Origin of the sequence: Pseudoclavibacter sp. JAI123 (assembly GCF_013409665.1) — a bacterium.
GTDB lineage: Bacteria > Actinomycetota > Actinomycetes > Actinomycetales > Microbacteriaceae > Pseudoclavibacter.
Genome location: NZ_JACCCM010000001.1, coordinates 107683 through 128094, shown reverse-complemented (window position 1 = coordinate 128094; position 20412 = coordinate 107683). Strand labels below are relative to the sequence as shown.

General features: G+C 68.8%; 18 protein-coding genes. 12 read left to right on the top strand and 6 right to left on the bottom strand.

Translation table 11 applies throughout. From position 1 onward, the window contains the following. Window positions 1-23 precede the first annotated feature (23 nt). Entirely contained in the window at window positions 24-956 is a 933-nt protein-coding gene (locus tag HDC34_RS00610) for a DNA-3-methyladenine glycosylase (RefSeq protein WP_104310842.1), read from the top strand. 161 nt (window positions 957-1117) lie between these two features. Continuing rightward, a complete protein-coding gene (locus HDC34_RS00605) occupies window positions 1118-1531 on the top strand; it encodes an Hsp20/alpha crystallin family protein (RefSeq protein WP_104254489.1) in 414 nt (137 codons plus the stop codon). Between the two features lie 61 nt (window positions 1532-1592). Here HDC34_RS00605 and HDC34_RS00600 read toward each other — a convergent pair whose 3' ends face one another. Next, window positions 1593-3032: a xylulokinase gene (locus HDC34_RS00600; protein WP_179555440.1), complete on the bottom strand. Its 1440-nt coding sequence runs from the start codon at window positions 3030-3032 to the stop codon at window positions 1593-1595. A 135-nt stretch (window positions 3033-3167) separates the two neighbouring features. Next, on the bottom strand, window positions 3168-4361 hold the full coding sequence (gene xylA, locus HDC34_RS00595; protein ID WP_151423927.1) for a xylose isomerase: 1194 nt from the start codon (window positions 4359-4361) through the stop codon (window positions 3168-3170). A 221-nt stretch (window positions 4362-4582) separates the two neighbouring features. Between xylA and chvE the strand changes: the two genes are divergently transcribed. The 4 genes from chvE to HDC34_RS00575 all read left to right on the top strand — a co-directional run bounded on the left by chvE (window position 4583) and on the right by HDC34_RS00575 (window position 9868). Beyond that, window positions 4583-5704 carry a multiple monosaccharide ABC transporter substrate-binding protein gene (gene chvE, locus HDC34_RS00590; protein WP_104310850.1) on the top strand — a complete coding sequence of 374 codons (1122 nt, stop codon included), beginning with the start codon at window positions 4583-4585 and terminating at the stop codon, window positions 5702-5704. 137 nt (window positions 5705-5841) lie between these two features. Then, the gene (gene mmsA, locus HDC34_RS00585) at window positions 5842-7383 is read left to right on the top strand and encodes a multiple monosaccharide ABC transporter ATP-binding protein (RefSeq protein ID WP_104310851.1); all 1542 of its coding nucleotides are present in this window, start codon (window positions 5842-5844) and stop codon (window positions 7381-7383) included. A 50-nt stretch (window positions 7384-7433) separates the two neighbouring features. Next, window positions 7434-8588, top strand: a complete 1155-nt coding sequence (gene mmsB / locus HDC34_RS00580; protein ID WP_104310968.1) for a multiple monosaccharide ABC transporter permease — start codon at window positions 7434-7436, stop codon at window positions 8586-8588. A gap of 128 nt (window positions 8589-8716) precedes the next feature. Next, window positions 8717-9868 carry an ROK family protein gene (locus HDC34_RS00575; protein WP_179555439.1) on the top strand — a complete coding sequence of 384 codons (1152 nt, stop codon included), beginning with the start codon at window positions 8717-8719 and terminating at the stop codon, window positions 9866-9868. Between the two features lie 409 nt (window positions 9869-10277). On the opposite strand, the gene HDC34_RS00570 is transcribed toward HDC34_RS00575, so the two are convergent. Beyond that, a complete protein-coding gene (locus HDC34_RS00570; RefSeq protein ID WP_104310969.1) occupies window positions 10278-11258 on the bottom strand; it encodes a beta-ketoacyl-ACP synthase III in 981 nt (326 codons plus the stop codon). 144 nt (window positions 11259-11402) lie between these two features. Further along, window positions 11403-11768 (bottom strand): META domain-containing protein, encoded by a 366-nt coding sequence (locus HDC34_RS17570; protein ID WP_308807205.1) that lies wholly within the window; start codon window positions 11766-11768, stop codon window positions 11403-11405. A 178-nt stretch (window positions 11769-11946) separates the two neighbouring features. On the opposite strand from HDC34_RS17570, the gene HDC34_RS00560 reads away from it, so the two are divergent. Both HDC34_RS00560 and HDC34_RS00555 read left to right on the top strand, forming a co-directional pair. Next, window positions 11947-12324, top strand: coding sequence for an ankyrin repeat domain-containing protein (locus HDC34_RS00560; protein WP_179555437.1), 378 nt, complete (start codon window positions 11947-11949; stop codon window positions 12322-12324). A gap of 91 nt (window positions 12325-12415) precedes the next feature. Then, window positions 12416-13345 carry an AraC family transcriptional regulator gene (locus HDC34_RS00555; protein ID WP_179555436.1) on the top strand — a complete coding sequence of 310 codons (930 nt, stop codon included), beginning with the start codon at window positions 12416-12418 and terminating at the stop codon, window positions 13343-13345. Window positions 13346-13440: 95 nt separating this feature from the next. Here the strand turns inward: HDC34_RS00555 and HDC34_RS00550 are convergent, their stop codons facing one another. Together HDC34_RS00550 and HDC34_RS00545 are read right to left on the bottom strand one after the other, a co-directional pair. Further along, window positions 13441-14655: an MFS transporter gene (locus HDC34_RS00550; RefSeq protein WP_179555435.1), complete on the bottom strand. Its 1215-nt coding sequence runs from the start codon at window positions 14653-14655 to the stop codon at window positions 13441-13443. Window positions 14656-14763: 108 nt separating this feature from the next. Beyond that, the gene (locus HDC34_RS00545; RefSeq protein ID WP_104310856.1) at window positions 14764-15849 is read right to left on the bottom strand and encodes an AI-2E family transporter; all 1086 of its coding nucleotides are present in this window, start codon (window positions 15847-15849) and stop codon (window positions 14764-14766) included. A 174-nt stretch (window positions 15850-16023) separates the two neighbouring features. On the opposite strand from HDC34_RS00545, the gene HDC34_RS00540 reads away from it, so the two are divergent. The 4 genes from HDC34_RS00540 to HDC34_RS00525 are packed head-to-tail and all read left to right on the top strand — an operon-like array spanning window position 16024 to window position 20292. Beyond that, window positions 16024-16734: a GntR family transcriptional regulator gene (locus HDC34_RS00540; protein WP_179555434.1), complete on the top strand. Its 711-nt coding sequence runs from the start codon at window positions 16024-16026 to the stop codon at window positions 16732-16734. Next, on the top strand, window positions 16731-18266 hold the full coding sequence (locus HDC34_RS00535) for an MmgE/PrpD family protein (RefSeq protein WP_179555433.1): 1536 nt from the start codon (window positions 16731-16733) through the stop codon (window positions 18264-18266). Before HDC34_RS00540 ends, HDC34_RS00535 begins: the two co-directional genes overlap by 4 nt. Beyond that, window positions 18266-19180 (top strand): methylisocitrate lyase, encoded by a 915-nt coding sequence (gene prpB / locus HDC34_RS00530; protein WP_179555432.1) that lies wholly within the window; start codon window positions 18266-18268, stop codon window positions 19178-19180. The genes HDC34_RS00535 and prpB overlap by 1 nt, the downstream gene beginning before the upstream one ends. Then, window positions 19177-20292, top strand: a complete 1116-nt coding sequence (locus tag HDC34_RS00525; RefSeq protein WP_179555431.1) for a bifunctional 2-methylcitrate synthase/citrate synthase — start codon at window positions 19177-19179, stop codon at window positions 20290-20292. The genes prpB and HDC34_RS00525 overlap by 4 nt, the downstream gene beginning before the upstream one ends. The last annotated feature ends 120 nt before the right edge of the window (window positions 20293-20412 follow it).

The following is a 20412-nucleotide window of genomic DNA, read 5'->3' as shown; positions in this document are numbered from 1 at the left end:
GTGGGTCTGCGTACCCTTGCCGCATGCCAGATCGGGTCATGACGCTCTATCGGCCGGCGCTGCCGGTCGATGTCGTGCAGACCCTGTCGCCGCTCATGCGGGGCAGGCGCGACCCGACCTGCTGGATGCACCCGGTCTCGAGGGACGTGTGGCGCACGTCGCACGCGCTCGCGGGTGGGGCGACGACTGTCTTCCGGCAGGCGCGGGACGGGGTCCGCATCGTGTCGTGGGGCGAGGCCGCCGAGATCGCGGTCGACGAAGCCCCGGTCCTCCTTGGTCGCGATGACGACTGGAGCGAGCTGCGCCTCGAGGCGCTTCCCGAGCTGGCGGATGTGCGGCGTCGCAACGAGGGGCTCCGGCTCCCGAAGTCGGGGGCGGTGTTCGAGGCGCTCAGTGCCGCCATCATCGAGCAGAAGATCACGGGCCTCGAGGCGCATCGAGCGTGGGACATCCTGCACCGCGACTACGCGGGTGCCGCGCCCGGCCCAGCCGGCCTCGTGCCGCGCCACCTGCGGCTTCCGCTCACACCGGAGCAGTGGCGGCGCATCCCGAGCTGGGACTGGCATCGGGCGGGCGTCGACCACTCCCGGACGGGTACGGTCATCCGCTCCGCGACGGTCGCGTCGGCGCTGGAGCGCACGGCGAGCCTGCCAACCGGGTCTGAGGAGCCATTGCGCCGCCTCCGCTCGATTGTCGGCGTCGGCGTGTGGACGGCAAACGAGACCGTGCAGCGCTCACACGGTGACCCGGACGCGCCGAGCTTCAGCGACTACCACATCCCCAACATGGTGGGGTGGGCGCTCGCGGGCTGCGACGTCGACGACGACGGCATGCGGGAGCTGCTCGAGCCGTGGCGGGGGCATCGCGAGCGGGTCGTGCGCCTCATCAAGCTGGCTGGCAACCCGCGCCCGAAGCATGGCGCGCGCATGACCGTGCAGGACCACCGCTTCCACTGACGGGGGTCGTTCGCCCACGGCTGACGCGGTTTTCAGCAAACTTTCTGGCACTCGGCCTGGTCGAGTGCTAATTTTCTGAGCAAGGAAGTTGACACCAGTCGACTCAAGTTCACCGCAGTCGCTCACGATCGTGAGGGTGCGTACAAGGAAGGGAAAACGACATGGCACGCGTCTTCGATCCGTTCCAGGAGATGGAACGACTTTTCCAGGGAGCACCGAACAGTCCGCGTTCGATGCCCATCGACCTCTACCGTGAGGCCGACCACTACATCCTCACCGCCGACCTGCCCGGCATCGACCCCAGCTCGATCGACGTCGACCTCGACGGCCAGCAGCTCACGATCCGCGCCGAGCGCAGCACCGTGAACGCCGAGGGTGCCAAGTGGCTCGTGCGTGAGCGCAACGGCGGCAGCTACCTGCGTCAGTTCACGCTCGGCCAGGGCCTCGACACCGAGCGCATCGCCGCGAGCTACGAGCACGGCGTGCTGACCGTGACGGTTCCCGTCAGCGAGCGCGCGAAGCCGCGCAAGATCGAGATCGAGACCGGCACGAAGGTCGAGACCATTCAGGCGTAGCCGACAGGCGACGCAGGAGAGGGGGGGCAGTGCGATCTCGCACTGCCCCCTTCGCGATGTCTCAGACGGAACGCAGGCCCTTGCCTGACTCCTCGGAGTCCCGCGCGAGCTCCGCGGCCGCCACGAACCGGGCTCGAAGCGCCGCATCAGGCGCAGGCTCCAGGTGGGCGATGGTCTCGACGGGCCAGTCGGGGCGGCTGCCGGTCGCGATCCAGGCGGCCTGGCGGGCTGCGCCGTCGGCGACGTACTCGCCGGGCGCGGGGATCTCGACGGGAACCTCGAAGAGGGTCGGGGCGACGGCGCGCACGCCCTCGCTCAGAGCGGCGCCGCCGATGAGCATGACGCGCTTCGCGTCGACGCCGAGCGCGCGGTGCGCATCGAGGGCCTGTGCGAGGCTGCCGAGCATGCCCTCGACCGCGGCGCGGGCGAGGTTCTCGCGTGTGAAGGATCCACGCGTCATGCCGAGCAGGGATGCTGTCGCGTCCGGCAGGTCGGGAGTGCGTTCGCCGTCGAGGTACGGCACGAACGCGAGCCCGCCGGAGCCCACGGGGGCGGACGCGGCCAGCCGGCCGAACTCCGCGTGGTCCACGCCGAGCACGGTTGCGGTCGTGTCGATGACGCGCGCCGCGTTGAGCGTGGCGGACAGGGGAAGGAACTCGCCCGTCGCGTCGGCGAATCCCGCAAGACCGCCGTTCGGGTCGACAACCGGCCGCTCGGCGACCGAGAACACGGTGCCGGAGGTGCCGATGGAGACGACCACGTCGCCGGCGCGGGCGTTGAGACCGAGCGCGGCACCCGCGTTGTCACCGGCTCCCGCGGCGACGAGCACGCCAGCCGGGGTCTTGCCGGCGACCTCGGACGGGCCGAGCACGCGCGGGAGGATGACGTCGTGGCCGAGCGCCGCGACGAGCAGCTCGCGGTCGTAGTCGCCGGTGAACGGTGACCAGTAGCCGGTTCCGGAAGCGTCGGAGCGGTCGGTCGTGAGCTTCGTCAGGTCGGGGCCGAGGGGGCTCTCGTCGGCGGGGCCGTAGCCGAGGAGCCGCCACGTGAGCCAGTCGTGGGGGAGTGCGACGGCGGCGACACGCGCGGCGTTCTGTGGCTCGGCATCCCGAAGCCAGCGGAGCTTCGTGATGGTGAAGGAGGCGACCGGCACGAGGCCTGTGCGCTCGACGAGCGTCTCCTGCCCGAACTCCGCGATGAGGTCGCGGGCGGCAGCCGCGCTGCGCGTGTCGTTCCAGAGCAGCGCGTCGCGCACGACGTGGCCATCGGCGTCGAGCGCGACCATGCCGTGCTGCTGGCCGGCGACGGACAGCGCTGCGACGTCCTCGAGCCCGCCAGCCGCTGCGGTCGCGTCCTGGACGGCGGCCCACCAGTTCTCCGGGTCCACCTCCGTGCCGGGGGCGTGCGACGCGCGACCCTGGCGGATGAGCTCGCCCGTCACGGCGTCCCGGATGACGAGCTTGCAGCTCTGCGTACTCGAGTCGAAGCCGGCGACGAGCATGGTGGTCTGCTTTCTGTAGTGCTGGGGTGGGGTGCACGACAGAGCTGGGGCGGATGCATGCGCGTCGTTGGACGTGCGTGCATCCGCCACAGCTCTGTCAGGGGGACGGGGGAGTCCGTCGGGCGAGGGGCGGGACTAGCCGCGGGCGCCCATGAGGTGCTCGAGCGCGAGCTGCTGCAGGCGCACGAAGCCGAAGCCCTTGCCGTTGAAGTACGCGTTCGCGTCGAAGTCCTCGTATGCGGAGCGGTCGGCGAGGAAGTCGTCGTACGTCTCGCCCTCGCCGAGCGTATTGGTGGAGAGCTCGTCGACGCGGGACGCCGCGAGAGCCTCCTGCACCTCGGGGTCGGCGCGGAATGCCGCCGCGCGCTCCTTGAGGAGCAGGTAGGTGCGCATGTTCGCCGCTGCCGACTCCCACACACCCGTTTCGTCCTCGGTGCGCGAGGGCTTGTAGTCGAAGTGGCGCGGGCCCGTGTAGGTCTGGCCGCCGTTGGGGCCGCCGTTCTCGAGCAGGTCGACGAGCGCGAACGCGTTCTGCAGGTCGCCGTGACCGAACACGAGGTCCTGGTCGTACTTGATGCCGCGCTGGCCGTTGAGGTCGATGTGGAAGAGCTTGCCCTGGTAGAGGGCCTGCGCGATGCCGGCGGCGAAGTTGAGGCCAGCCATCTGCTCGTGTCCGACTTCAGGGTTCACGCCGACGAGCTCTGGACGCTCGAGCGTCTCGATGAAGGCGAGGGCGTGGCCGACCGTGGGGAGGAGGATGTCGCCGCGGGGCTCGTTCGGCTTCGGCTCGATGGCGAAGCGGATGTTGTAGCCCTTGTCGGTGACGTAGTCGCCGAGCAGGTTGACGGCCTCGCGGTAGCGCTCGAGGGCCTGGCGGATGTCCTTCGCGGAGTCGTACTCGGCGCCCTCACGGCCGCCCCACATGACGAACGTCTCGGCGCCGAGCGAGGCGGCGAGGTCGAGGTTGCGGAGCACCTTGCGCAGCGCGAAGCGGCGCACATCGCGGTCGTTCGACGTGAAGCCGCCGTCCTTGAAGACGGGGGCGGAGAAGAGGTTCGTGGTGACCATGGGAACGACGAGGCCCGTCGCATCCAGGGCGCCGCGCAGGCGGGAGATCTGGGAGTCGCGCACCTCGTCGGTGGATCCGAACGGGAAGAGGTCGTCGTCGTGGAACGTGAGTCCGTAGGCGCCGGCCTCGGCGAGCTTCTCGACGACGTGCACGACGTCGAGGTCGGCGCGCGTCGGGCCGCCGAACGGGTCGGTGCCGTTGTAGCCGACGGTCCACAGACCGAACGAGAACTTGTCTGCGGGGGTGGGGGTCAAAGGCATGAGGGTCCGTTCCAGATATCGTCGTTGATAAGTTCTAGAGAGCAACATATAGCATTCCGATGTCGTAGATCCACCCTCAGTTGTCGTTGGGATGCATCTCAGGCCCCTCCGGCCGCCAGTTTTGTCACGAATCCGAAACGGGGTTGCACAACTGCACCCAAGTAGGTATATGTTTGGCGCGACAACTTAGGGCAAGACATTTCAGAGAGGAAATGACCTTCATGTCAGCAACGAAGAAGTTGCTCGGTCTCGCAGTCGTTGGAGGCCTCGCACTCGGCCTCACCGCCTGCGACGCGCCAGCAGACCCAGCAGCAACCGGCGAAGCAGGAGCAGCAGTCGAGGTCGAGAGCGTCGGCATCTCGATGCCGACCCGCGAGCTCGAGCGTTGGATCAACGACGGCGCGCAGCTCCAGAGCAAGCTCGACGAGGCCGGCTTCACCACCGACCTCCAGTATGCCGAGAACGACCCGGACACGCAGATCTCGCAGATCCAGAACCAGATCGCGTCCGGAGTCAACGTGCTCGTCGTCGCCGCCATCGACGGCTCGGTGCTCGCACCGGTGCTGCAGGACGCGGCTGACGAAGGCGTCACGATCATCGCCTACGACCGCCTCATCAACGACACCGAGAACGTCGACTACTACGCGACGTTCGACAACTACGCGGTCGGCAAGCTGCAGGGCGAGTACATCGTCGACACGCTCGACCTCGAGAACCAGCCGGGCCCGTTCTACCTCGAGCCCTTCGCCGGCAGCCCCGACGACAACAACGCCAAGTTCTTCTTCTCCGGCGCATGGGACGTCCTCAAGCCGTACATCGACGAGGGCAAGCTCGAGGTCGCTTCGGGCAAGGCACCCGCATCGAACGACGACTGGGCCTCCGTCGGCATCCAGGGCTGGGAGAGCGCTGGCGCTCAGGACGAGATGGAGAACCGTCTCGCCTCGAACTACAGCGACAAGAAGGTCGACGTCGTCCTCTCGCCGAACGACAGCCTCGCCCAGGGCATCTCGGAGGCACTCGTCTCCGCCGGCTACACGCCGGGCTCCGAGTGGCCGATCCTCACGGGCCAGGACGCCGACAAGGCGTCCGTCGTGAACATCCTCGCCGACAAGCAGTCCATGACGGTCTGGAAGGACACCCGCCTCCTCGGCGACCAGGTCTTCGCCATGATCGAGTCCCTCAAGGCCGGCACCGAGGTCGACGTCAACGACACCGAGAGCTACGACAACGGCGTCAAGGTCGTCCCCTCGTACCTCCTCGACCCCGAGGTCGTCACGAAGGACAGCGTGCAGGAGAAGCTCATCGACAGCGGCTTCCTCAAGGCATCGGACGTCGGACTCTAACGAGTCACCGACACACACACGGAACGCGCTCGGGCTGGCTGTGCCCCCACACCAGCCCGAGCGCGCTTCCGTGACAGCTCGCGCCTGAACGCGCAGAGCAACACCGAGCGTTGCAGCTCGGAAAGCGAGACGGAGCAATGGTGCAAGACGACAAGATCCTGAAGATGTCGAACATCGTGAAGGAATTCAGCGGTGTGCGGGCCCTCTCGGGCGTCAACATCGAAGTCCAGCGCGGCGAGGTGCACGGCATCTGCGGCGAGAACGGCGCTGGCAAGTCGACGCTCATGAAGGTCCTGAGCGGCGTCTACCCCCACGGCACCTTCGAGGGGACCATCGAGTTCGATGGCCGCGAGGTGCGGTACAAGAACATCAACGACAGCGAGCACGACGGCATCGTCATCATCCACCAGGAGCTCGCCCTCAGCCCCTACCTGTCGATCGCGGAGAACATCTTCCTCGGCAACGAGGTGCAGCGCTTCGGCATCATCGACTGGGACGAGACCAACCGCCGCGCGGCAGAGCTGCTGAAGCGGGTCGGCCTCAACGAGAACCCCGCCACGGTGATCCGCGAGATCGGCGTCGGCAAGCAGCAGCTCGTGGAGATCGCCAAGGCGCTCTCCAAGGACGTGAAGCTCCTCATCCTCGACGAGCCCACCGCCGCCCTCAACGACGAAGACTCCGCCCACCTGCTCGGCCTCATCGAGCAGCTGCGCGAGCAGGGCATCACCTCGATCATCATCTCCCACAAGCTCAAGGAGATCCGACGCATCGCAGACCGCGTCACGATCATCCGCGACGGAGCCACCATCGACTCCATCGACATGAGCGAAGAGGACGCGACCGAGGGGCGGATCATCCGCGCCATGGTCGGCCGAGAGCTCAGTTCCATGTTCCCGCCCCGCGACGCGGTCATCGGGGAGGAGAAGCTGCGCGTCGAGAACTGGACCGTGCACCACCCCGCCGACCCGAGCCGCAAGGTGGTCGACGACATCTCCTTCCACGTGCGCGCCGGCGAGATCATCGGCTTCGCGGGCCTCATGGGTGCGGGCCGGACGGAGCTCGCGATGAGCATCTTCGGCCGCAGCTACGGCACCAACATCTCCGGCGAGGTGTACAAGTCGGGCCAGCTGATCTCGACGAAGACGATCGACGAGTCCATCAAGAACGGCCTCGCCTACACCACGGAGGACCGCAAGCACCTCGGCCTCAACCTCATCGGCGACATCCAGGCGAACATCTCCGCGGCCGCCGCCAAGAAGGTCGCCCGCTGGGGCGTCGTCGACGGCATCAAGGAGAACGGCGTCGCCGAGGGCTACCGCAAGTCCATGAACATCAAGACGGCAAGCGTCGCGACACTCACGGGCAAGCTCTCCGGAGGAAACCAGCAGAAGGTCGTGCTCAGCAAATGGCTGCAGACCGACCCGGACGTGCTGTTCCTCGACGAACCCACGCGCGGCATCGACGTCGGCGCCAAGTACGAGATCTACGGACTCATCAACAAGCTCGTCGAACAGGGCAGAGCCGTCGTCGTCATCTCCTCCGAGCTCCCCGAGCTGCTCGGTCTCGCCGACCGCATCTACACGATCTCCGAAGGCCGCCTCACCGGCGAAGTCACCAAGGAGAACGCAACCCAGGAACTCCTCATGCAGTACATGACCGCTGGAAAGGACGAGTCGTGACCACCACGAACACCGAGGCCGCGAGCGAAGCAGGCACCCGCAAAGTCAGGATGTCCGTCGACGTCCGCCAGTACGGGATCCTCGGCGCACTCGCCGTCATCATCATCCTGTTCCAGATCCTCACCGGCGGGAAGCTGCTGCTCCCCGCCAACATCAACAACCTCATCCAGCAGAACGCGTACGTGCTGATCCTCGCGGTCGGAATGATCATCGTCATCATCGCCGGCCACATCGACCTGTCAGTGGGATCGGTCGTCGCCGTCGTCGGCGCCATCACGGCCATCGCCATCACCCAATGGGGCCTGCCGTGGTTCGCGGCCGTGCTCATCGGCCTCGCGGCCGGGGCGGTGATCGGCGTCTGGCAGGGATTCTGGATCGCCTACGTGGGCATACCCGCGTTCATCGTGACGCTCGCCGGCATGCTCCTCTTCCGAGGCCTCACGCTCGTGCTCCTCACCGGCGGCACCATCAACGCCCTCCCCGACGAGTTCGTCGCCATCGGCAAGGGCTCGCTGCCCCAGTCCATGGGCACCATGCTCGGCGGACACGACGTCGTCACCATGCTCATCGCGCTCGTCGTCGTCGCGGCCGTCATCGGCAGCCAGCTGCGCACCCGCGCCCGCCGCAAGAAGCTCGACCTCCCCGTCGAGCCGGGGGCCGCCCTCATCGCGAAGCTCGCGATCGTCGCGGTCGCCGTCCTCGCCTTCGCGTGGCTGCTCTCCGCACACAAGGGCCTGCCGATCATCCTGATCATCCTGGCCGTGCTGATCATGCTCTACACGTTCATCCTCCAGCGCACCGTCTTCGGCCGGAACGTCTACGCCATGGGTGGCAACCTCTTCGCGGCCAAGATGAGCGGTGTGCGCACCGAGCGCGTCAACTTCCTCATCTTCGTCAACATGGGTGTGCTCGCCGCCCTCGCTGGCATCGTCACGACCGCCCGCGCAGGAGGCGCCGTCGCCTCCGCCGGAAACACGTACGAGCTCGACGCCATCGCCGCTGCCTTCATCGGCGGCGCGGCCGTGACCGGTGGAGTTGGTACGGTTATCGGCGCAGTCATCGGCGCGATGATCATGGGTGTCCTCAACATGGGACTCTCGATCCTCTCCGTCGACTCGGCGTGGCAGTCGGTCATCAAGGGCCTCGTGCTGCTGCTCGCAGTCGCCATCGACGTCCTCGGCAAGCGCCGGGGCGGACGCAGCTGATCAGTGCTCCGCCGCCCGCGCCCACCCGGCGCTGGCGGCGGAGCTGCTCGGCCGAGCGCCGACGTGCACGAACCAGGACAGCAGAAGACCAGCATCACCACGACGACGAGCGAGAGAAGAGGACGCGCATGCCCACCGATCGCGTCGCGTCGTCGAACCTCTCCCTCATCCTCGAGCGCCTCCACCGCGGCGGCCAGGCCTCCCGAGCCGAGCTGACCCGCGAGACGGGCCTCAACCGCTCCACCATCGCGGCGCTCGTCGCAGAGCTCGCAGATCGGCGCATCGTCGAGGAGCAGGAACCGGTCGCCACGAACCTCGTCGGACGGCCCAGCCCCGTCGTCAACCTGTGCGACAAGATCGTCGCCGTCGCCGTCGTCCCCGAAGTGGATGCGCTCAACGTCGGCGTCGTGAGCTTCCGCGGCGAGCTGCTGAAGCGCATCCGCTTCGAGACCGAGAAGCCGCCGACCGCCAAAGAGGCCGTCGCCATCGTCAAGGCGCTTGTCGAGGGCCTCAGCGAGAGCCTCGACACCCTCTACGAATGCGTCGGCATCGGCGTCGCCGTGCCCGGCCTCGTCCGCGCATCCGACGGCTTCGTGCGCTGGGTGCCGCACTTCGAGTGGCGCGACGTGCCACTCGCCGAGCAGCTGCAGCAAGCCACGGGCCTCCCCGTCCTCGCCGCGAACGACGCCAACCTCGGCGCCGTCGCCGAGCACATCTTCGGCGCGGGCCGCGGCATCAGCAACATGCTCTACATGAACGGCGGCGCGAGCGGCATCGGCGGCGGCATCATCGCCGACGACCGACTCCTGCACGGTGTCGCCGGGTACGCGGGCGAGTTCGGCCACAACCTCGTCGCCACCCCCGCGGCGCTCGGCAACTCAGGCGATGACGAACTCGAACGCGTCGTCAGCAGGCGCCGACTCCTCGCCGCGCTCGGCACGAAGAGCGCGAGCGACGACGAGCTCGAGCGCATGCTCCAGCAGAGCATCGACCCCGCAGTGAAGCTCGAGACGCACCGCCAGCTCGGCGTCCTCAGCGTCGGCGTGCGCAACATGATCAACATCCTCAACCCCGAACGCGTCGTCCTCGGCGGGTTCCTCGGCGTGCTCCTCGACCTCGAACGCGACTACTTCCTCGAGATCCTCGCCGAGCACACCCTCGCCCCGAACTACGGCGAGGTCGAAGTGGTGCGCGCCGGGCTCGGCAGCGACCTGCTCTTCATCGGCGCCGCCGAGCTGCAGTTCCAGGCGCTCATCGAACGCGCCCACCTGCACCGCTGACGCGGCGCGGCTGACGCTGCACCGCGCGCTCGGCCACGGCGCCTCGCCCGCTTCTCGGGATGGGTTTCTCGCTCTATTGCGGGAAACTGTCCGCGACGAAGTGAGGTTCCCATCCCGAGATCGCGTGATCCGGCTCCGAGGCGGATCCGTCATCGTGCCCTGCGTTTCGGGATGGCATGCACGCATGCGGATGGCTTGTAAGCCATCCGGAAGCGCGAAACCCATCCGCAGACGGCATTGGCGGCGTCCGCCCCGGTGCGTCCGCGCGCTTGACCACGGCGCCTCGGCCTCTTCTCGGGATGGGTTTCTCGCTCTATTGCGGGGAACTTCCCCCGACGAAGTGAGGTTTCCATCCCGAGGGCGGCGGACCGCCGGGACTGGATGCCGAAAACCGGGCCGACACTCCCGACTAAGCGGGGTTGCGGACCTCGGGGAACGCGATGACCTGGCCGGAGTAGCAGAAGCCGCCGCCGAATCCGAGGAGCAGGGCCGGCCCACCTGGCTCGGCGACGCCCGCTTCGACCTGCTTGGCGAGGGCGATGGGGATGGATGCGGCTGAGGTGTTGCCCGAGTAGACGACGTCGCGCGCGACGACCTCGTCGGCGAGGCCGAGCTGCTTGCCGAGCGCGTCGATGATGCGCAGGTTCGCCTGGTGCGGGACGAACGCGACGAGCTCGTCCGCTCGCACGCCGCCCTTCGCGAGGGCGTCGATCGCGACGTGCTGCGCCTGCGTGATGGCCCAGCGGAAGACGCTGCGGCCTTCCTGCTCGAAGCGGCCGGAGGGCTGCTGGATGCGCACCAGGTTGCCCAGCTCGGGCTGCGAGCCCCAGGCGACGGGTGCGATGCCGGGCGTCTCGCTGCGCTCGAGGACGACGGCGCCTGCGCCGTCGGCCATGAGGATGGCGGTGGTGCGGTCGGTCCAGTCCATGAAGTCGCTCATGCGCTCTGCACCGATGATGAGGGCACGGCTCGCGGAGCCCGCTTGGATCGCCTGGTCGGCGACGGCGAGGGCCTGCGAGAAGCCGGCGCACGCGGCGTTGAGGTCGAACGCGACGGGGTGCGTGGCGCCGATGCGCGTCGCCACCTGGGCGGCCGTCGACGGCGAGCGGTCCATGGCCGTCATCGTGGCGACGATGACCATGTCGATGTCGGTGCCATGCACGTCCGCCGAGAGCAGCGCCTTGACGCCGGCGGCTGCCGCGAGGTCGGTGACGCTCTGCCCCTCTGCGGCCAGGCGGCGCTCGCGGATGCCGACACGCGAGGTGATCCACTCGTCGCTGGTGTCGAGAGTCAGCGACAGCTCGTCGTTGGTGACGACGCGCTCTGGCGACTCGTAGCCGACTCCGACGATGCGCGAGTGCACTGGCTGAGGCTGGGAGAAGGAAAGCATGATCAACGCAGAATCCTACCCTCCGGTCAGTGTTCGTCTCTGTGGGTGGTGTTCGGAGCGTGGGGGCTCACCGGATTGCGCGCCGGAGCGGCAGGCGGCGGGCCAGAACGCGGCAGCTTGGCAGCCCGGCAGCGCGTCCGCGCGTCAACCGCGGGGCAGTGTCCCGATCTGGTCACCGGCCTCGTTGAAGACCACGAGCGAGTCGCCGTCGACCTCGGCGGTGCTCGCACCGAGCAGCCAGGTGTCTACGCCCTCGCAGAACATCATCGTCGAGGCGAGCGCCCCGAACTCGACCGTGCCGTCGGTCTCCGTCCACTCGCCCATGAGTCGGTTGCAGCCGTCGTTGCCCGTGACCTTGCCGTCGTCGGCGAGGTTGAGGCCCGGCTCGCCCTGGCCGCTCGAGTTCGGGGTGCCCCAGGCGCCGGCTGCGGATGCGGCGGGAGCCGCGCATCCGGTGAGGAGCAGGAGAGCCGCTGCCGCGACTGCGATGCTGACGCCGATGGTCTTCACGAGGGCTCCGATGCTCAGGGGATGGCCACATCGTAGCGACTGGGCGCGGACGATCGGAGGGCCGCTCGCGGGCACCGTGTGGCGGAGCGGACGCACTCCTCGGGCGCGCAGGCCGTGCGGCTCACCGCGGAGGAACCGCCCTCCCAGCGGCACGCGAGCGAGCGGATACCCTGTCGGCATGCCCGAACTGACCCCAGAACAAGTGGTGGCCCTCAAGGAGCTCGCGATGGGGTGTGCTCGCCGCGGGGACAGCCAGACGCTGCTGGAGCTCATCGACCAGGGCATGCCCGTCGATCTGCAGGATGCGGCCGGCAACACCGCGCTGATGCTCGCCGCGTACAGCGGTCAAGCGGGCACGGTCGAGGCGCTCATCGGTCGCGGGGCCGACGTCGATCGGCGCAATGCGCGCGACCAGTCGCCGATCGCTGGTGCTCTCTTCAAGGGCGAGGATGAGATCGTGCGGCTGCTTCGGGATGCGGGTGCCGACCTCGACGCGGGGACGCCGTCCGCGCGCGCGACCGCGGACATGTTCGGACAGGCGCACCTGCTGGCCTGATCACCCCAGGGCGGTGGGCGAAACCTGACCGGCCGGACTGTGTCGTCGCGTTCGGTGAGCCCGGAACAAGCGCTTGCCCCCGGGCGTTCGAATGAACGTGACCACTCTGACGCCGCACGCACCCCCGAGCGATGCCCTCGATCGGGCCCTCGCGTCGCTCGAATGGACGCTCGTCGCCTCGCACCGGCACCAGCTCGCGTCTGGCGAGCCGTTCGCGCGACGCCACGATGGGCCGGGATTCGTCTACGTCTTCGACGGTGTCGCGCGTCTCACGGTGCAGGGCGCGCCGAGCGAGGATCTCGCGGCGGGGGAGCTTGTGTTCTTCCCGCGCGCGCATTCGACGTCGGTGCTGGCGACGGGTGACGTCGAGTTCATCGACGTGGGTTTCGAGGCGGCCCCGCTCGCGCACGCTGCGGCCGAGACGCTGCCCGCCGCGTTGGTCGTGCGGGACTTCGCGCGGCAGGAGCCGTCGATGGTGGCCCTCATCGATGGCATGGCGTGCGCCTGGGGCCGTGACAGCGAGTCCGGTCGGTGTGGGGGCGCGACCGGGCACCCTCGCGCGGGCGACGCCGTCATCTGCAGCCGCATCGCTACGACCATCGTGTCGACGGCGCTTCGGGCCTGGAACGAGGCGGGATGCGCGCCGGCGGGCTGGCTGCGTGACGCCACCGAGCCGCGTATCGCGGCCGCGCTCGAGGCACTCCACGAGGAGCCGGGCCGCCCGTGGACGCTCGACGATCTCGCGAGGGTCGCGAGAATGTCGCGTTCGGCGTTCGCCCTGCGGTTCCAGGAGGCGGTCGGGGAGACGCCGATCGGGTACCTCACGCGTGTGCGCATGGAGACGGCGAAGGGGCTGCTGCTGCGGAGCGAGCTGACGATCGGCGCGGTCGCGAGCGGGCTGGGCTACGAGTCGCAGGCTGGCTTCAGCCGCGCGTTCCAGCGCCACACCGGGTCGACTCCGGGTCGCTGGCGGGTCGAGGCGCGGTCGGGGGCAGTCCAGCGGGGTCGCGCGAGCCCGTAGCGGCATCCGCTCCCGTGCGTGGCCTGGACCCCGCGCGGGTGGATGCTGGCGCCCGCGGCACCCTCGCGCAGCCGACGCCAGCATCCGGAGCGACCTCAGTCGGCGCGGCCCGGGAACCGCGCGCTGCCGAAGATGAGGCCGCCGACGACCGCGGACGCCGAGGCGACGACGAGCGCGGGCGTGACGCCGATCAGGTCGATGAGGAGCCCACCGACTCCGGCGCCCAGGGTGATGGCGAGCTGGAACCCTGCGACGGAGAGCCCACCGCCCGACTCCATGCGGTCAGGCACGAGCCGGCCCATCCAGGTGCCGAGCGTCGTCAGCCAGCCGCCGAACCCGATGCCCCACGTGGTGACGGCCACCGCGACGAGCCACACTTCGCCGGGCGCGAGCGCGACGACGCCGATGGAGATGCCGATGAGCAGCGGCACGGCGAAGCGGAGCACCGCGAGGTGTCGGTCGACGAGGAGGCCGACGAGGAAGTTGCCCGCGACACCTCCCACGCCGAACGCGACGAGCAGCGCAGCCACGCCGACGCTGTCGAGACCGGGCACCCGGTCGATCGCGAGGCGGATGTACGTGAAGGCGACGAAGTGCCCCAGGACGGTGAGGATGTGCCCTGTGAGGCCGACCCGGATGCCCGGTACGCGCAGCGTGTCGACCAGCGAGCGCAGACCGCCGCTCGACGCGGTCGGTGGCACGTGAGGCAGCGCGACGCGCAGAGCGATGGCGACCGCCACGGTCACGACGGCGACGCTCGCGAAGATGAGGCGCCAGTCCATGATCGTGCCGAGGTAGCTGCCGAGCGGCACGCCGGCGACGGTCGCGACCGTCGTCCCTGTGTTGACGAGCATGATGGCGCGCCCCAGGTGCTTTGGCTGCGAGAGGCTCGCCGCGATGGCGATCGACATGGCCCAGAAGGCGCCGAGCGCGGCACCGAGGAGGAGGCGCGCGACGAGAAGGAGCACGAAGCCGGGCGCGACGGCCACGATCGCACTGGAGAGCGCCGCGGCCCCGGCGAGGATCACGAGCAGCGTGCGGCGGTCGAGGCGCGGCACGAGGATGCCGATGGTCGGGGCGGTGAGGAACCCGACGAACGCGGTCACCGTGACCGTCTGACCCGCCTGCCCCTCGGTGATGCCGAGCGACGCGGCCATGGAGGGCAGCAGGCTGGGCGGCAGGAACTCGGCGAGGACGAGCACGAAGCTCGTCGCCATCATGGCCGCGATGGCGGCCCACGCCGTCTTCGCGGGAATCTGCGTCCGTGGGGGCTGCGTCGCGGGGACGGTGGGGATGGTTCCGGTGGTCATACCCTCACCCTCGCCGAAGACGGCGCCTCGTGGTTGATCGTGCGTCCGCGGGAGGTAACCGAACGTCCCGCATCCCGAGTGGCGCAGGAACTGGAAAGCGCCCGCCGGTCAGTTGCGTGCCTTGCGGGGGATGACGACCTCGCGGATGAGGAGGATGATGCCGGCCGAGATCGGGATCGCGACGAGCGCACCGAGGAGGCCGAGCAGCGTGCCACCCGCGAGGGCCGCGATCAGCACCACGGAGCCGGGGATCTGCACGGCCTTCGACATGACGCGCGGCGTGAGGATGTACGCCTCGACCTGCATGTAGACGAGCATCGAGATGAGCACGATCAGCGCCGAGATCGGCGACGCGAAGAGCGCGATGATCGTCATGACGACGGTCGTGATGATCGTTCCGATGAGCGGGATGAGCGTGATGAAGAACACGACGACGGCGACGATGAAGGGGTACGGGGCGCCGACCGCCCACAGCAGCAGGCCGCTGAAGACGGAGTTGATGAACGCGAGCACGACCATGCCGCTCAGGTAGGAGCCGACGGACGCCATGATGCGCTCGGCGTAGTCCTCGAAGCGCGGTCGCACCGACGCGTCGATGAGCGAGTAGCCGGCCTGCTTCATCTTCCCGAGCGTCGCGACGAAGTTGATGACGAGGATGAAGATGAAGATGCCGCTCGAGACCCCGTTGACGATGGTCGTTCCGACTTGCAGCGCGCCGCCGCCGACGGTGGCCCAGGTATTGGGGTCGACGAGCGTGTCCTGAGCCCAGTCGAGGGCGTTCTGGGCGGCGCCGTTGGTCGCCTTGTTGACGTCGTCGAACCAGCCCTCCGCGATGAGGCGGTCGATCTCTTGCGGCACGGTCGTCGCGAGCTGCGTGATCTGCGAGACGAGGATGGGCACGACGACCCAGACGAGGCCGACGACGATCGCGGTGAAGGCCAGGATGACGACGACGATCGCCATCCCGCGCTTCAGTCCCTTTCGCTGCAGCCAGCGCACCAGCGGGTCGAGGCCGAGCGTGATGAAGAACGCCACGAAGATCGACACGAGCACGGAGGACAGCTGCATGACGGTGGTCGCGAGGAGCGCCGCGAGCAGCAGTCCGATGGCGACCCAGAACCCCCACATGACGGGGTTCCTGCGGAACAGGTCGGCGGACGTCTTGGACAGTGCCGGTCGGGTTGGGTCGGACATCGGTGCCTCCTCGGCAACAAGGGGATGCGCTCACCAGGGAGGGCGTCTGCTCGCCAAGGCTAGGGCACGTTCGGGGCGCGCGGTTATGTATGCACAAGCTGGCAATGCCTCGAAGGTGCTTGCCCGGAAGTCACCTAATGCATACATTGAGGGGTGTTCGACCGAGGAGGTTCCATGCGCGCCAGTGATCGGGTCTACGCGGTGCTCCGCGAGGAGATCCTCGCGGGCGCGCTCCCACCCGGCACCGTCCTGACCGAGGTGGAGCAGGGACGTCGCCTCGATGTCTCCCGCACGCCGGTCCGCGGCGCCTTCACTCGGCTTCTCGCCGACGGCTTGGTCCGCAGTCAGTCGCCCAGGGTCCTCGTCGTCTCCGAGATCAGCACCGAGCGGGTCGTGCAGCTCTACGAGCTCCGAGAAGCGCTCGAGACGCAGGCAGCGGCGCTCGCGGCCATGCGCCGTGACGCCGACCGGTTCGAGCCCCTCCGCATCCGCATGCTCGACGCCCCGCGGCTCCTCGAGCTCGGGGAAGAGGGCATCGCCGAGTACTTCGAGCTCGTGGATGCTCTCGACCGCGCCATCGACGAGGCCGCCGCCAGCGAGTACCTGAGCGTGGCGCTCGAGTCGTGCCGCCTCCACTCATCACGAGTACGCAGGCTCTCAAGCCATAATCCGGAACGACTCCGGGAAGCGGCGAGCGAGCATCTCGGCGTCGTCGACGCGATCCTCGCGAGGGATCCGCGCCTCGCGTCGCACGCGACCCACTTCCACCTGCATCGCAGCCTCACGACCGCCCTCGCCTCACTGCAGGCGCATGAGCCGCCGCCGACCGCGCCGCACCCGACCCTGTCTCAGCCATCTCCTTCCGAAGGGATCCTCTCCACGTGAACCTCCACGACGTCCGAGTCCACCGCAGCGACGAGAACCTCGAGCGCCACGACCAGCTGGCGTGGAAGATCGCCGAAGTCGCGGCCGACCCCGTCACCGTCCAGGCAGACGTGACCGACATGGTCATCAACCGGGTCATCGACAACGCCGCCGTCGCAGCAGCCTCCCTCACGCGCGCCCCGATCGTCGCGGCCCGTGACCAGGCGCTCGCGCACGGCGTCTCGCGGCACGGCGCCGGTTCGACGCTCTTCGGGCTCGAGGATGCGCAGCGCACGTCCCCGGAGTGGGCGGCCTGGGCGAACGGCGTCGCCGTGCGTGAGCTCGACTACCACGACACGTTCCTCGCCGCCGAGTACTCGCATCCGGGTGACAACATCCCGCCGATCCTCGCCGTCGCCCAGCACCTCGCGGGCCAGCGGGCGATCTCCGGCGAGCAGCTCGTGCGCGGCATCGCGACGGGCTACGAGATCCAGATCGACCTCGCCAAGGGCATCTGCCTCCACGAGCACAAGATCGACCATGTCGCTCACCTCGGCCCGTCGGCCGCGGCCGGCATCGGCACGCTCCTCGGCCTCGACACGGAGACGATCTTCCAGGCCGTCGGGCAGGCGCTCCACACGACCACGGCGACGAGGCAGTCGCGCAAGGGTGAGATCTCGACGTGGAAGGCGCACGCGCCGGCCTTCGCCGGGAAGATGGCCGTCGAGGCCGTCGACCGCGCGATGCGCGGGCAGACCAGCCCGACCCCTATCTACGAGGGCGAAGACGGGGTCATCGCCTGGCTCCTCGGCGGCGTGGATGCGCGCTACCAGGTGCCGCTCCCCGCCGCGGGGGAGTCGAAGACCGCGATCCTCGACAGCTACACGAAGGAGCACTCGGCCGAGTACCAGGCGCAGGCCTGGATCGACCTCGCCCGCAAGCTCCACAACGAGCACCCTCAGCTCGCGACGGCTCCCGACCGGATCGAGCGCATCCTCATCCGCTCCTCCCACCACACGCACTTCGTGATCGGCTCAGGCGCGAACGACCCGCAGAAGTACGACCCGACGGCCAGCCGGGAGACGCTCGACCACTCCATCCCGTACATCTTCACGGTCGCGCTGCAGGACGGCGCCTGGCACCACGTCGGCTCCTACGCGCCCGAGCGCGCGGGGAGGTCGGACACGGTCGAGCTGTGGAAGCGCGTCGTGACCGAGGAGGACCCGGAGTGGACCCGCCGCTACCACTCGCTCGACATCGCCGAGAAGGCGTTCGGCGGCAGCGTCGAGATCACGCTCACCGACGGCACCGTCATCCGCGACGAGATCGCGGTCGCCGACGCGCACCCGCTCGGCGCGAGGCCGTTCGCGCGGGCCGAGTACGTCGACAAGTTCCGCACCCTCGCGACCGGAGTCGTCGACGAGGGCGAGATCGAGCGGTTCCTCGACACCGCGCAGCGCCTCCCGGAGCTGGCACCCGGGGAGCTCGGCCAGCTCGGCTTCGTCGCCCTGCCCGGCACGATCGAGTACACCGAGGGTGGGGGGATCTTCTGATGCTGTACGCCAAGACCAGCCCCGCCGACAAGCGTGCCGCGTTCCGCGCGAGCCTCGCGAGCGGCGAGCTGCTTCGCTTCCCCGGCGCCTTCAACCCGCTCTCGGCCCGCCTCATCGAGCAGAAGGGCTTCGAGGGCGTCTACATCTCGGGCGCCGTGCTCTCCGCCGACCTCGGGCTGCCCGACATCGGCCTCACGACGCTCACCGAGGTGGCCGGTCGCGGCAGGCAGATCGCCCGCATGACGGAGCTGCCCGCCATCATCGATGCCGACACGGGCTTCGGCGAGCCCATGAACGTCGCGCGCACCGTGCAGGAGCTCGAGGATGCGGGGCTCGCCGGCATGCACATCGAAGACCAGGTCAACCCGAAGAGATGCGGACACCTCGACGGCAAGCAGGTGGTCGACGAGGAGACCGCGCTCAAGCGCATCAGAGCGGCGGTGGATGCGCGGCGCGACGAAAACTTCCTCGTCATGGCACGCACCGACATCCGGGCCGTCGAGGGGCTCGACGCCTCCATCGACCGAGCCAAGAAGCTCGTCGATGCGGGCGCCGACGCCATCTTCCCCGAGGCCATGGCCTCGCTCGAGGAGTTCGAAGCCATGCGCGCCGCGGTGGACGTGCCGCTGCTCGCCAACATGACCGAGTTCGGCAAGAGCGAGCTCTTCACGGTGCAGCAGCTCGCCGACGTCGGCATGAACCTCGTCATCTGGCCCGTCTCGACCCTGCGCATCTCCATGGGCGCGACGGCGGGCGCGCTCGACGAGCTCATCAGCAACGGGACCCTCACCGGCAAGCTCGACGAGATGCAGCACCGCTCGGAGCTGTATGACCTTGTCGACTACGAGGGGTATAACCACTTCGACAGCGGAGTGTTCAATTTCAGCGTTCAGGAAAGGCCAGGTCAACGATGACTGAGCAGGAGATCTACAAGGGCCTCGCAGGGGTGCCCGTCGACTACAGCGCCATCTCGAAGGTCAATCCGGAGACGAACTCCCTGCTCTACCGCGGCTACCCGGTGCAGGAGCTCGCGGCGCAGAAGAGCTTCGAGGAGGTCGCCCTGCTGCTGTGGGGCGGCGAGCTGCCGAGCGAGGCCGAGCTCGCCGAGTTCGTGGCGCAGGAGCGGGCGGGTCGTGCGCTCGCGGACAACGTGCGTGCCGTGATCGACGCGCTGCCGACGTCGGCGCATCCCATGGACGTGGTGCGAACGGCCGTCAGCATCATCGGCGCCAACGACCCGGATGCGGAGGACCCGTCGGCGGATGCGGAGCTCGCGAAGGCGAAGGCGCTGTTCGCCGCGCTGCCCGCGATCGTCGCGTACGACCAGCGGCGCAGGCACGGGCTGGAGCTCGTCGAACCGCGCGTTGATCTCGACTACTCGCAGAACTTCCTCTGGATGACGTTCGGTGAGGAGGCCGCCCCCGAGGTCGTCGACGCCTTCCGCGTCTCGATGGTGCTGTACGCCGAGCACTCGTTCAACGCCTCCACCTTCACCGCCCGAGTGATCACCTCCACGACGGCCGACCTCTACTCGGCGGTCGTCGGCGCCGTGGGCGCGCTCAAGGGTGCGCTGCATGGCGGCGCGAACGAGGCCGTCATGCACACGTTCGACGAGATCGGCGAGGCCGCCAACGTCGAGGCGTGGCTCGACGACGCGCTCGCGAGCAAGAAGAAGATCATGGGCTTCGGGCACCGCGTCTACAAGAACGGCGACTCACGCGTGCCCACCATGCACGCGGCGCTCGAGCGGCTGGTCGAGCACTACGACCGCCGCGACCTGCTCGAGTTGGCCGAGGCCCTCGAGAAGAGCTTCGGCGAGCGGAAGGGCATCAAGCCCAACCTCGACTACCCGGCTGGCCCCGTCTACCACCTCATGGGGTTCGACACCCAGACCTTCACGCCGCTCTTCGCGGCGGCGCGCATCACCGGATGGACGGCTCACATCATGGAGCAGGCGGCGGCGAACTCGCTCATCCGCCCACTCGCGGTCTACAACGGCGTCGACGAGCGCCACCTCGACGGCTGACTCGCGGATTGACCCGCGGGCTCGCCCGGGCCTCGCTCGACGATTTGGGATGGGAATGTCGCTTCGTGCTGGGGAACTTCCCACAACGAAGTGATCTTTCCATCCCGAGCGTCGAGGAGG